13 protein-coding genes are annotated in these 11,615 nt (G+C 57.5%); 8 read left to right on the top strand and 5 right to left on the bottom strand.

The window, feature by feature from the left end:
* Positions 1–98 precede the first annotated feature (98 nt).
* From BM173_RS11370 to BM173_RS11380, 3 genes are all read left to right on the top strand, one after another.
* Positions 99–2,165 (top strand): HAD-IIB family hydrolase, encoded by a 2,067-nt coding sequence (locus BM173_RS11370; protein ID WP_090481722.1) that lies wholly within the window; start codon positions 99–101, stop codon positions 2,163–2,165.
* Positions 2,162–3,301, top strand: coding sequence for a glycosyltransferase family protein (locus BM173_RS11375; RefSeq protein ID WP_090481725.1), 1,140 nt, complete (start codon positions 2,162–2,164; stop codon positions 3,299–3,301). Before BM173_RS11370 ends, BM173_RS11375 begins: the two co-directional genes overlap by 4 nt.
* A 161-nt stretch (positions 3,302–3,462) precedes the next feature.
* Positions 3,463–4,239, top strand: coding sequence for a glycosyltransferase family 2 protein (locus BM173_RS11380; RefSeq protein ID WP_245755873.1), 777 nt, complete (start codon positions 3,463–3,465; stop codon positions 4,237–4,239).
* On the opposite strand, the gene BM173_RS11385 is transcribed toward BM173_RS11380, so the two are convergent.
* Complete coding sequence (locus BM173_RS11385) at positions 4,146–5,267, bottom strand: glycosyltransferase (RefSeq protein ID WP_090481731.1); 1,122 nt, start codon at positions 5,265–5,267, stop codon at positions 4,146–4,148. The genes BM173_RS11380 and BM173_RS11385 overlap by 94 nt on opposite strands.
* Positions 5,268–5,398: 131 nt before the next feature.
* Between BM173_RS11385 and BM173_RS11390 the strand changes: the two genes are divergently transcribed.
* The 3 genes from BM173_RS11390 (at position 5,399) to BM173_RS11400 (ending at position 7,807) form a co-directional block, all read left to right on the top strand.
* Positions 5,399–6,160, top strand: coding sequence for a Crp/Fnr family transcriptional regulator (locus BM173_RS11390; RefSeq protein ID WP_090481734.1), 762 nt, complete (start codon positions 5,399–5,401; stop codon positions 6,158–6,160).
* Positions 6,157–6,966, top strand: a complete 810-nt coding sequence (locus BM173_RS11395) for a sulfotransferase family protein (RefSeq protein WP_090481736.1) — start codon at positions 6,157–6,159, stop codon at positions 6,964–6,966. The genes BM173_RS11390 and BM173_RS11395 overlap by 4 nt, the downstream gene beginning before the upstream one ends.
* Before the next feature lie 163 nt (positions 6,967–7,129).
* Complete coding sequence (locus BM173_RS11400) at positions 7,130–7,807, top strand: Crp/Fnr family transcriptional regulator (RefSeq protein WP_245755874.1); 678 nt, start codon at positions 7,130–7,132, stop codon at positions 7,805–7,807.
* Here the strand turns inward: BM173_RS11400 and BM173_RS11405 are convergent.
* The 4 genes from BM173_RS11405 to BM173_RS11420 are packed head-to-tail and all read right to left on the bottom strand — an operon-like array spanning position 7,804 to position 9,863.
* Positions 7,804–8,349: a DUF421 domain-containing protein gene (locus tag BM173_RS11405; RefSeq protein ID WP_090481742.1), complete on the bottom strand. Its 546-nt coding sequence runs from the start codon at positions 8,347–8,349 to the stop codon at positions 7,804–7,806. The genes BM173_RS11400 and BM173_RS11405 overlap by 4 nt on opposite strands.
* Position 8,350: 1 nt before the next feature.
* Complete coding sequence (locus tag BM173_RS11410; RefSeq protein ID WP_177201890.1) at positions 8,351–8,929, bottom strand: DUF1989 domain-containing protein; 579 nt, start codon at positions 8,927–8,929, stop codon at positions 8,351–8,353.
* Positions 8,926–9,612 carry a guanitoxin biosynthesis heme-dependent pre-guanitoxin N-hydroxylase GntA gene (gene gntA, locus BM173_RS11415; protein WP_281247538.1) on the bottom strand — a complete coding sequence of 229 codons (687 nt, stop codon included), beginning with the start codon at positions 9,610–9,612 and terminating at the stop codon, positions 8,926–8,928. Before gntA ends, BM173_RS11410 begins: the two co-directional genes overlap by 4 nt.
* Before the next feature lie 11 nt (positions 9,613–9,623).
* Positions 9,624–9,863, bottom strand: coding sequence for a hypothetical protein (locus tag BM173_RS11420; RefSeq protein ID WP_090481749.1), 240 nt, complete (start codon positions 9,861–9,863; stop codon positions 9,624–9,626).
* 279 nt (positions 9,864–10,142) lie between these two features.
* On the opposite strand from BM173_RS11420, the gene BM173_RS11425 reads away from it, so the two are divergent.
* Positions 10,143–11,183 carry a sensor histidine kinase gene (locus tag BM173_RS11425; protein WP_090481751.1) on the top strand — a complete coding sequence of 347 codons (1,041 nt, stop codon included), beginning with the start codon at positions 10,143–10,145 and terminating at the stop codon, positions 11,181–11,183.
* A 24-nt stretch (positions 11,184–11,207) separates the two neighbouring features.
* On the top strand, positions 11,208–11,603 hold the full coding sequence (locus tag BM173_RS11430) for a response regulator (protein WP_090481754.1): 396 nt from the start codon (positions 11,208–11,210) through the stop codon (positions 11,601–11,603).
* Positions 11,604–11,615: the final 12 nt, after the last annotated feature.

An 11,615-nucleotide genomic window follows, 5' to 3' on the forward strand; every position in this document is an offset into this window, starting at 1 on the left:
CACTTTTCAGGAATCGGTTCGCTTCAAACAATTATTAGGTCAGGTGCTGCAACTTCGAAGGGCTTGTTGATGATGCGAAGCCACCAAGGGGACGCATCTTGCATATTGTATCGCTCGCGCTGGGCGGTTGCCTGAAGGGCGAACCGGTAAGGTACGGTATTACCGAGGATACCGGTGGTCACATCACATATGTCCTCGGCGAAATGGAAGCGTTATCGCGCCGAGCCGACGTGACCCTTGCCGAGATCGTGACCCGCAGGTTCGACGAACCGCGTTTGGGGGCAGAACACGCCCTTCCTGAAGAATGGCTGGCCCCGAAACTCGTGATTAGGCGGATCGACAGTGGCAATCCGGCTTACCTGTCGAAAGAGGCACTTTCGTCCGATCGGAAGGCATTCACGACGGCCCTGATCGATGAGTTTCGTTCTCGAGAACGCCTTCCTGATCTCGTCCATGCTCACTTCGCCGACGCAGCCGATGTCGCCATTGAGATCGAAAAGGCCCTCGGCATACCCTATATTTATACCGCACATTCTCTCGGACTGGACAAACGCTCGACGCTGCCCACTCCTTGCGCGGCGCTCGATGCACGGGTGGCGGAGGAAGACCGCGCTATCTCTGGGGCGCGGGCAGTCATTGGCTCGTCAAGGGACGAGTGCGAACGGCAATTGGTCGCTTATCCTTCCGCCCGGCTCGAGAAAATCCATCGGCTGATACCCGGAATTGATCGCTGTAAGAATGCCGGTGATCAAGCCTCCGCAAGCGATCTCATCGCGCCTTTTCTACGTGACCCGGACAAGCCCATCGTGCTCGCTATTGCTCGGCCGGTTCATAAAAAGAACCTGGTCCGACTAGTCCATGCCTTCGGTGCATCTCCAGCGCTTCGGAAAAATTGCAATCTGGTAATTCTAGCCGGGCTTCGGGAGGGTTTTTCGTCAGGAGAGCGGGAACACCGGGAGGTCCTACGCAGCATCCTCGACGCAATCGACGAGCATGATCTTTACGGTCATGTGGCCTATCCAAAGTCGCACACCCGCGCTCAGGTTCGCGATCTTTATGCGTCGGCGAGCAGAACCCGCGGCGTATTCGTAAATCCCGCCCTGATGGAGCCTTATGGCCTAACTCTGGTGGAGGCTGCAGCACACGGACTGCCAGTGGTCGCCACCAAGATCGGGGGCGCGTCGGACATAGTCGGCGAACTTGAGCACGGGATCCTCGTCGACCCGACGGATTGTGTCGAGATCGGGCAAGCCATCGAGCGGCTGATCGAGGACCCAGACTTGTGGCAGCGCTGTTCGAAAAACGGGCGCGAGAGAAGTCTTGAGATGAACTGGGACAGCTACGCGTCCGGCTTCAGGAAAATTGCTTCAACCATAGTCGAAGAGAGAGCGCCGTCCTCGATCGCACCGAAATATCTGCTGGTTAGCGATCTCGACAATACATTGACCGGCTGCAGCGATGGTATCGGACGGTTTAAAGCATTTCTGCAGAGACAGCCCATGTTCGGGTTTGCAGTCGCGACCGGACGATCCATCGTAGAGGCCCGGAGGCTGTTTCGAGAGTGGTCCCTGCCGTCACCTCTGGCTTATATTACCTCGGTCGGAAGTGAAATCTACGTAGAACAGGACGGTGTACTTGCGGTCGATAAAAGCTTTTGGAACCATATTGCCCATGGTTGGGACCCTGATGCCATCGACCAGGTTATGAGCCGGGTGGCGGGCCTCACGCCACAGCCCTGCTATGAGCAGCGTGCATATAAGCGCAGCTACTTCGTATCGGATCACCGTGCTGCGTTCGAGATCGAGGCAGTGCTTAACTCGGAAGGCATCACCGCACGTGTAGTATTCAGCCACGGGCGCCTTCTGGACATTCTGCCGCCGAAGGCGGGGAAGGCGGCTGCGATGAAACATGTGGCCGCATCGCTTGGCATTGAAGCGCAAAACGTATTTGCAGCCGGAGATAGCGGCAATGATGCCGACATGCTGGCGGTTTGCCGCAACGCCATCCTCGTGCGCAACCACGCGGAAGAGGTGATTGGTCTGGCCGATAGGCCGAATGTCTACCTTTCGAAAAGAAGCAACGCGTCTGGCGCCCTTGAAGGCCTATTGGCTCACCAAAGAGCGCAACGGGCCCGCGCGAGGCGCACAATGGAGATTTCGGCATGAGCCTTGAAGGACCGATCGGTTATTTCGTGCATCACCAGGGGCGCGGACATGCGGAGCGTGCTGCGGCCATCGCGAACGAGGTGGTAGGCTCGCGAGAAGTCACGTTGTTTTGCGCAAGACCGGATATTTTCCCCGAACTCGACGATCGGATCGAGGTCATCGCGCTCCCCTCATTGTTCGAGCCGACCGGCAAGGAAGCGCCGGCAATGGCCGCGCTGCCAATGCCCCATACGGTTCATTGTGCGCCTTTGGGATGGCCCAGCATCACCTCCGCATGCGCCAGGCTAACACAATGGTTCTCTAACCGCCGTCCGGCGTTATTCGTCACGGATGTTTCTGCCGAGCTGGCTCATCTGGCCCGGCTCTGTTCGGTTCCGCACGTGGCTGTAATCCAGCACGGGGAGCGGTCGGATGCGGGACATATGTCGGCTTATGAAAGCGCGGTCGGCATTCTGGCGCCCTATGCCGAACAGCTCGAGCAAAGCGATCGCCCTGCGACCCTGCGCAAGAAAACGCACTACGCCGCTGCGGTCGGCGTAGAGAGCCGCGCATTCCCAAGCAAAGAAGAAGCCCGACGAAAGCTCGGTCTCGATCCGGATCGCGATATAGTCCTCGTAATCGCCGGCGGCGGCGGTGAGGGGACCCCCGGCACGCCGTTGACGCTGGGCGCGCGCGCTGAACCTACAGCCCACTGGATCACAATCGGTCAGGTGAGAAGCGAATGGCATGAAACCCCGCCTGGCAATCTCGAACACAAGGGGTGGGTCGATAATCCGGCGGATTGGATGGCTGCCGCCGATCGCGTTGTTTCTTCGTGCGGGAATACGACAGCGCATATGGTGCTGGCCGCAGGTAAGCCGTGGATCGTCATCCCCGAATGGCGTTATTTCGATGAGCAATACTGCAAGGCCGAAGTTCTCGACCGGGAGGGCCTCGCTGCCGTATCGCGGCAATGGCCGTCTCAACCTGCAGCATGGGACAGGCTGTGGTCCGCCGCGAGCTTGGTCGACGTCGAGCGTCAGCGACGAGCGGTAGATCCCGATGCAGCGAGATGTGCGGCACTTTGGCTGGAGGGGCTGGCGGAAGACCTCTGGCAAGGCACCGGCAGCCAACCGGCGCTGGAGATCGTGGCATGACGATTTCGGTATGTACGCTCGCACATGGACGCGAAAGACATCTGCAAAACCTTGTACATGGCCTCAACCATTCAAGAAGGCCTCCCTGCGAGCTGGTCGTCGCGGTGATGCAAGATACTCGGTACGATCTTCCCTCAACCAGTTTTCCCATACGGCAAGTTATGCTCGGCCAATCCGGTATCTGTCTTGCCGAGGCCCGAAATGTCGCTGCATCCGCCGCGAAAAGCGATCTTCTAGTCTTTCTGGATGTCGACTGCATACCTTCGCCCAACCTGGTCCAGGATTATGCCGCCGTTGCCGAACAGGGCGAAGGCGTGTGGATGGGCGAGGTTGGATACCTCCCCCAGAGCGCTACGGATAACGGTATAGATTTCGAACGCTTCGAGCAGGTCTCAGTCAAACATTCGGAAAGGGCTGGTCCTCCACCCGGCATGGTGGGGAAGTGCGGGGATTATCGCTGCTTCTGGTCACTCAACTTCGCACTTCACGCGAGGACGTTCGAACGACTTGGCGGTTTCGATCCCCGTTATGTCGGCTACGGCGGCGAGGACACGGATTTCGGCCGCACGATCGTATCGAAGGACGTGCCGCTTTGGTGGGCCCGTGGTGCCAAAGCGTTCCACCAATATCACAAGCACCATATGCCGCCGGTCCATCATCTGGACAGTGTTATTGCCAACGCTGGTATCTTCGCGGCCAAATGGGGTGAGCCGACGATGCAGCACTGGCTTCGCGCTTTCCGGTTGATGGGTCTGGTCGAACCGGATGGAGTTGGCGGGTGGGTGAAGCTACGAGAGCCGTCGGAAAACGACCTGGCCATGACCCGCCAGCAGGAGCATGAGCCCTATGCGAGCAGCTCGCTGGTGCTCGAACAGCTGGAAGCCCAGGCCAGCCGCGGCAATGATGCCAGTCGGGCGCCCGCAATGACGTCGGCATAGCAGGCTTCGTAGCCGGCGATCATCGCATCGATCGAAAGCCGTTCCAGCGCTCTCCTGCGGCATGAGGCGCGGTCGATCGTATCGGCTCGCTCAAGCGCCTTCGCCAATGCTGAAACGTCGCCGGATCTGACGAGCAACCCGCAATCGCCGACTACTTCGGGAAGCGCGCCTCGGCTGAACCCAGCGACTGGCGTACCGCATGACAGGGCTTCGGCGGCAACCAGGCCGAAGGGTTCGTCCCACAGTGGGGTGACCATCGCCCCACGGGCCCCGGCGACCTCCTGCCGCAGCACGGACGCTGTTCGGTGACCGTAGAATTCGATGCCATCCTTCAGATAGGGCTCGACCGCTTTCGCAAAATAAGCTGCATCTTCGACCGGTCCGAATATCTTCAGTCGAACTCGAGCTAGAGTGGCGGCTCGCACCGCCTCTGCCAGGCCCTTATTCGGGACAATTCGGCCGATCCAGGTGAAATATTCACCTACATTGGCGCCAGGGGACCAAGCGGCAGTATCAATTCCGTTCCGAACGACACGTGTTTCAGCGCACCCGCGTTCCGACCACAGTTCCTGCTGGTTCATGGAAGTGACGGTGGTCGCTATATTCGCCCGGTCGCAATTGCGCATGACAGCTTCGAACATGGTGCCGAACGGGGGGACGTGCTGCGATGTAACACACGGGATCCCTGCATCCCCACACCAGTCGATAATTTCGGGAAACAGGGAATTGTTATGAACCACGTCATAGCCGCCGGAGCCGATGTGTAGCAGGACGCGCTCGAATGCGGTGCGTTGATATGCCGCAAGTTCTCCCGTGCCCCGGTAGATCCGCCATGGCAGGACCTCGTCATAGGGCGCTTCGCAAATGGGGACGAGGCCCGGATCGCTAGATCCCTCCGCGGCAAACAGGTCTACCTCGTGACCGGCTGCACGCAGACCCCGGCACAACATGTCGCAATGCGCTTCCATGCCCCCGCTGAAGGGTTCGGCTATGGCATGACGGATATGGGCAAGGACGGCGACCTTCACGGCGCGAAGACGTTTCTTTTCGACATGCGAACTTTACGCGCCAAACGTCGACGTTTCCCACAATCTAACATTGATGCATAATGGCACAAGTTTCCACCTGAACCGTAATTGGCCATTCAGAAGGAGTAGGCATGGCACGAGACGGTGAACCCAGCCAGTTTCCAAAGACCGGGCGATTTCTGGCTGGCCGCCTACGACACGATATGAGCCAGTCGGAGCAGGTCGAGCTGGAAAATATGGCGGGGTCGATCAAAACCTATCCCGATGGTCACCGGCTAATCGCACGCGGCGACGTTTGCGATCATTCCACGATCCTGATCGATGGCTTCATGCTGCGCACGCTGGAAAGCGATGATCGACGCTATGGTGTCAGTTTTCATGTGCCGGGCGATTTCGTCGATCTTCACTGCTTCGCGCTCAAGCGCCTGGATCACAACATCGATTGCGTCGGGCCGACAACTATTGCCCAAATTCCGCACAGTGAAATTCTTAAAACCATGAAAGAACGCCCGCACCTTGCGCGGCTGTTCTGGTTTTCCACCATGCTGGATGCCGCGATGCACCGAGAGTGGATCATGAAACTTGAACAATTGACCGCTCCGCGCCGTATAGCCCACATCTTTGCCGAAGTCTGGCGGCGGCTTGAAATGGTTGGCCTAGGGTTCGAAGACGGTTTCGAAACTCCTCTTCGTCAGGCTGATATCGCCGATATGTGCGGCGCGACACCGATACACACCAACCGGGCTTTGGCAGACTTGCGAAAGAAGGGCATCGCCGACTTCCAGAGGGGAGCGGTACGCATTCCCGATCGAAACAGACTTGAGGAATTCGCTGTATTCACGCCAGACTACCTTTTTGGCGAAGGGGCGCTGTACCTGCGCGACTACGATTGAAAGCTGCGCGTCCCCGCTTCGTATTCGTAGCTGGCTTGCACCGGACAGGTACCAGCCTTTTGTCCCGAATTCTGGGGGAGCATCCCTCGATAAGCTCTATCCAAGGTGCCCCGGTTCCCGAGAATGAAGGGTGTTACTTGCAAGGGGGAATCCCGCACACTGCGATGGATGGCCGCCCTGGTCACTATGCTACGGACCGGTCCCAGCACCTGTGCGAGGGTTCCCGGTACGACAACCTCGAAACGCAGCAACGAATGCTAAGCGACTGGTCGCAATGGTACGATCCTTCAAAGCCCTGGTGGCTGGAAAAGTCCCCTGTAAACTTAACGCGGATGCGGTTGTACCAACAGCTATTCCCGACATCACAATTCATCGTGATTTTGCGGCATCCGCAGAAGATGGCAGCTGCGTTGGCGAAGTGGGTCGATGAAGATCCCGCGGAGTTGGTACGTTATGCGTTGGATGCGTATGAAACCGTGCGCGCTGACCTTGAGTTTCTGCATGCCGTACAGGTCATTCGCTACGAGGACTTGATCGCACAGCCCGACCAGATCCGCAGATCGCTTTTCGCGTTTCTATCTCTAAAAGATAACGACCCGCAAATTGCTCTTCGTGACGGAAACTCGGATTATGGTACCCCCGAGAGGGTGGATGCGAGCCTCGCTGAGAGGATGCGTAGATGGGGATACCTGCCAGGGGGCGGAATAGAACCGCATTGTATGATCTGCCGGCATCCGCTTCGCGCAGTGAGGGAGAATTCCGCAAACGAGCTAAAGAGAGAGGCTTTGGTTCAAACCGATGCGTAATCGGAAAAGAATAGAAAGCTAACATCCGTCAATAGACGCTTTTTACTGCTTTGCATAAATCCTCGACATGCACGCTACGACTGACAAGGTTCGAGCGGTTCGCTATCCTCTTACCGGCGATTTTCTGGCGGGGAGGCTGAGGCAGAACCTTCGGTCCGAAGATTTGACCTACATCGAGAACCTTGTGGAATCCGTGGAAGAGCACGGGGACGGCACGTGCATTCTCGAAAGGGGCGCAAGAACCGAGTGCAGCACCATCCTCATCGAGGGATATGTATTCCGGACGATCGAGAGCGGCGGAAAGCGCTTCATAACGGGCGTCCATCTTCCTGGTGATTTTATCGATCTTCACGGCTTCGCGCTGAAGCGGCTGGATCACAATGTCGTCGCGGCGGGGAAGGTGCGCGTTGGCTGCGTCAGTCACGCCACATTGAGGCGAGTCATGATGGATCGGCCGGGCGTGGCGCGCGCGATGTGGTTTGCCACCTTGCTGGACGCAGCGATCCATAGAAAATGGATACAGACGCTGGAACAGCTCGATGCCCCTCGGCGCATCGCGCATCTTTACGCGGAACTCCGCACGCGGTTGGAATTGATAGGTCGTGTAAATTCGCGGGCCCTTAGAACCCCGTTCACCCAGTTCGATATGGCAGACATGTGCGGTGTTAGCGCGATCCACGCCAACCGTGCTGTCGGCAAATTGAAAGAAATGGAAATTGCCGAGATACGACGCGGTGATCTCTACACTGATGACTGGGACCTGTTGAAGAAGTTCGCTCGGTTCGATCCCGATTATCTCTATGGCGAGGGGCCTCTCAAATTGGAGGATGATTGGGATTAGCCCTTGAGGTTGGGCGGCGCAGATACGTCCGCCAAAGCTTCTGCATTTTCCCAGTTCACGTCCTGACGCGGTATGACAGAGAGCTCGCCATTGGGCTCGAGTACGACCCAGTTTGCGCCCGCATTTTCAGTCAGGCCATTCCGTCGAAGCGCCGTCTTGATCTCTTCTTCGGAGATACGCGTTCGCTCCATCGCATCGCGCAGGAACTCACCCTTATGAGTGAGCAGCGTCGGCTCCGCTTTCACCGCGCTCGCCACCAGTTTGCTACGCTGGACCAGATGGGTGGTGGCATATTGACAGGCGGCAAGGACAGCGATCGCGATCATGGCATCAACGCTAGCCACATTGCGTAGAAGTATGCCGCTTGCTGCGAGGCTGCCGACCGCAACGTTAATGATCCAGTCGAAATTGTTCAGCTGGCTGGTGGTGCGCTTGCCCACGATCCTGACCATTACGATGATCAGAATGTAGAAAAGTACGGCATTGACTGAAATTTCGGCAAGCCTGATCCAGCTCGACCATACGTTGATCGTATCGGGCACTCTACTTCACCTCGTAATCGATAGGCTTGAACGTACCGCCATTGGAATCGTAAGCCGAACAGGCTGTCAGGCCGATGATGAGATCCATTTCCGCCCTGAATTCGATCCTGTCGCCCGCTTCCGTGGTCGGAGGCTTTACAGCCAATACGCCGCTTTGGCCGTCGACCGGTACGTTCATGAAGATATTGAAAGCGGTGGGAATGTCGTCCGGTTCGATCCCGTAAGGCGCCAGTGCTTCGGCGAGATTGCCGAAACAGCCGCGGTGAATCGGCTTGTCCGGGTAGAAATGCTCGAATGTAGCCTCGCTGCAAGGAGTGAGCAGGAAATCGTGGGTTTCGGCCGTATCGGAAACGATCGTCAGCATGGGATTGGAACGGTTCGACCAGAGCTGGTTCTCGCAACCTAGGTTGATCGTTTCCTCGTAATCGAATGTCCGGCCGTTCGAGATCACCTCGCCGACGTCATCGGCATTATAGGCGACCAAATCCGAAACTTGCTGCCCTTCCGGATCGTAAACCGTAAGCGTCTGCCCCTTTTGCAGCGTGAATGCGACGCCGCTTCGTGGTTCTATTCGTTTCATTTTTTCTCCAATCGGGGGTCGCGAAAAGGGCATTGCCAATTCTCGTTCACGATGCGGCCACTGTATTGACGCGCCTCGCTGCTTTCTCCGTGCCTCGCGAGCATGGGATTGATGTCCCCGGCCAATTTGCGATCGCGCTCGAGTATTGCCTCCCTCATCCGTTCGTAGCGCCCATCCTCTCGTAGTTGCTCGAACTGGTTGTGAAGATTGAACACCATTGTTGGATGGCGGAACCGGCGCGCGGGCCGCGAGGCTGTCGGGTGCAAGCCGACGACGAAGAATGCTTCACCGCCGAAGCTGAGCGAGAAATGCGGATCCTCTGGATCGGGGCTTACTCCGGCGTCGTAGGCTTGGCCCAACCATTCGTCCTTTTCTGCGAATGATTGAAGCCGTTCCCACATCAAACGTTCGAATTCGTCTTCGGTCAGCATGGATGGCTGCGCGAACACAATGGCTAGGCTTCGCAGTCCGTCCGGGTCTTCACGATAGGTTTCCGACCATTCCAACAGCTTGTGGTGGATACGCAAATCGTCCCAACCACTGCGAATATCGAACGCCACCACGATCTCGAGCATGCCCTTCGCCAATGCGGACTTTGCACCGACGCACGGGAAATCGCCCGCGGCGATGTGGTCGCGGAACTCCCTCGCGATCCTTTCGGAAACGCGATCGGAAACTGCCAGGACTCCAGGTTTCACTGGGCGCACACCCCTTCCGGAATGATGCTCACGCGCTCGTCCTTGGTGCGGCCCATCGACCAATTGGCCTGCAGCCGAACCTTCGGATTGGGCGCACACCAAATCTCGCCGGTCGCATCGAGAGCCGTTACCCAAATGAGATTATGTTCCACCCCGTAGTCGATCACGGCGAAAGCCAGACCCGGACCTTTCTCTAGAACGATGACCGGCAAAGGCGGATTTAATTGTGTGAACATCTCACTCTCGCTTTTCCCATAGGCTACGACGCGAGATCGAGAGCTGTGTTCCCGATATCGCACTAGAACGTCTAGCCATTTAGTAATGGCGTGGTTGCTGAATAGACGTTCGCGCTAGACGGAGGCGCCCAAACTTACATCCATCAGTATCGATTGTGTGGTTGGGGGAGGACGTCCGGCCGGCGGGGTCGCGCCGCAAAGCCGATCGTGCGAAAGCAATTGGAACGGCGGCCGCAACCAGTTAGATATGGGGTGTCGAATTCAGGATAGGTGACGTCGATGCCTCAAAGGGACACTTCCCTTGTCAACACCGCCCAGCTTGGTCTGATCGTCGAAGATGCGGCGAGCGAAATCTTTCTGTTTTCCGCCACGACTTTCAAGTTTCTCCTAGTGAACCGGGGAGCGCGAGAAAACTTGGGTTACGGGTTTGAAGAATTGCGTGATCTCACTCCGTGGGACATCAAGCCCGAGCTCAATGAGCATCAGTTTAAGGAGAAAGTCCGACCACTTCTCGAGAGTGGATCGGGCGACATTGTCTTCGAGACCGTGCACCAGCGAAAAGACGGAAGCCTGTACGATGTCTCCGTGCATTTGCAGCTGATCCCGCAGGATGAAGACAGTATTTTCTTCGCGGCGATCCGCGACGTCACGCGGGAAAACGAACTGAAGCGCGTACTGGAGCAGAGGGAGAAGGAACTCGAGGAGGCGCTCGCAGCGCGCGAGACCCTGCTCCAGGAAGTGAACCACAGGGTCAAGAACAGCCTTCAGGTCGTAACGGCACTGCTCCAATTACATGCTAGGCAGGTGACCGACGATAGCCTGAAGGCGGCGCTAGCTGATGCAAAGAACCGCGTTGCGGTCGTGGCATCGATCCACCAGCGCCTCTACATGAGCGGCGAACATTCGATGGTCGACATTGGCGAGTTTCTTGACGAGCTCGCGACTGCGACCATCGCGTCGATGAGCCTCGGCGAGAAAGTAAAGACAAATCTCGAGTTGGAGACAGGAGTCGCACTCGGAATCGATCGCGCCGTGCCGTTAGCCCTGGTGGTTTCCGAGCTCCTCACGAACAGCCTCAAGTATGCGTTCCCCGATGGCCGCAGTGGAACCGTAGGCATGACCTTGCGTTCCAATAACGATAAACTTGAGTTGCGAGTGTTTGACGATGGCGTCGGTTTTTCTCCGTCCACCAATGTAGGCGAAGGAACCGGGCTTGGGTCCAGGATCGTGGAAGCGCTTGGACGGCAAATTCGTGCGCAGGTTGAAACCGTGTCGGATGAACGCGGTACCAGCACCGTTCTAAGTCTTCCGCTCGCATGACGTAGCAGATCACGATTATTGGCTATGAAGATACTGATTGTTGAAGATGAAGCCCTGATAGCGCTCAACATACGCGACGTGTTGGAAGATTGCGGTCATCAGGTCGTCGAAATCGCGGATGACGAACCCTCGGCATTGCTTGCCGCAACCCACTATCGACCGGATCTTGCGTTGGTCGACATGCGCCTTGCCGGAGGCGACAGCGGATTGGAAGTCGCTCGCAAGATAAGCGCCATGGGTGTGGCCGTCATTTTTGCGACGGGCAACTGTCCCGGTAAGCTAGTCAATGAAGTGGCGATCGGATGCCTGCACAAACCGCTTTCGGACGCCCAGATCGTGGCTGGTGTCGCAATTGCGGAAGCCGTCGTCAGCGAAGCGCCCCCTCCGCCGCCTCCGCCCGGAATGCACATGTTCCAGTAACCGCCGCAGGCA

Source organism: Qipengyuania nanhaisediminis (genome assembly GCF_900115585.1).
Taxonomy (GTDB): Bacteria; Pseudomonadota; Alphaproteobacteria; order Sphingomonadales; family Sphingomonadaceae; genus Qipengyuania; species Qipengyuania nanhaisediminis.

What these genes read in the sequence shown, in the direction of transcription:
- BM173_RS11375 (WP_090481725.1), top strand. Translation starts at nt 2,162, where the DNA reads ATGAGCCTTGAAGGACCGATCGGTTATTTCGTGCATCACCAGGGGCGC.
- BM173_RS11380 (WP_245755873.1), top strand. Translation starts at nt 3,463, where the DNA reads ATGCTCGGCCAATCCGGTATCTGTCTTGCCGAGGCCCGAAATGTCGCT.
- BM173_RS11390 (WP_090481734.1), top strand. Translation starts at nt 5,399, where the DNA reads ATGGCACGAGACGGTGAACCCAGCCAGTTTCCAAAGACCGGGCGATTT.
- BM173_RS11410 (WP_177201890.1), bottom strand. Translation starts at nt 8,929, where the DNA reads ATGAAACGAATAGAACCACGAAGCGGCGTCGCATTCACGCTGCAAAAG.
- BM173_RS11420 (WP_090481749.1), bottom strand. Translation starts at nt 9,863, where the DNA reads ATGTTCACACAATTAAATCCGCCTTTGCCGGTCATCGTTCTAGAGAAA.
- BM173_RS11425 (WP_090481751.1), top strand. Translation starts at nt 10,143, where the DNA reads ATGCCTCAAAGGGACACTTCCCTTGTCAACACCGCCCAGCTTGGTCTG.
- BM173_RS11430 (WP_090481754.1), top strand. Translation starts at nt 11,208, where the DNA reads ATGAAGATACTGATTGTTGAAGATGAAGCCCTGATAGCGCTCAACATA.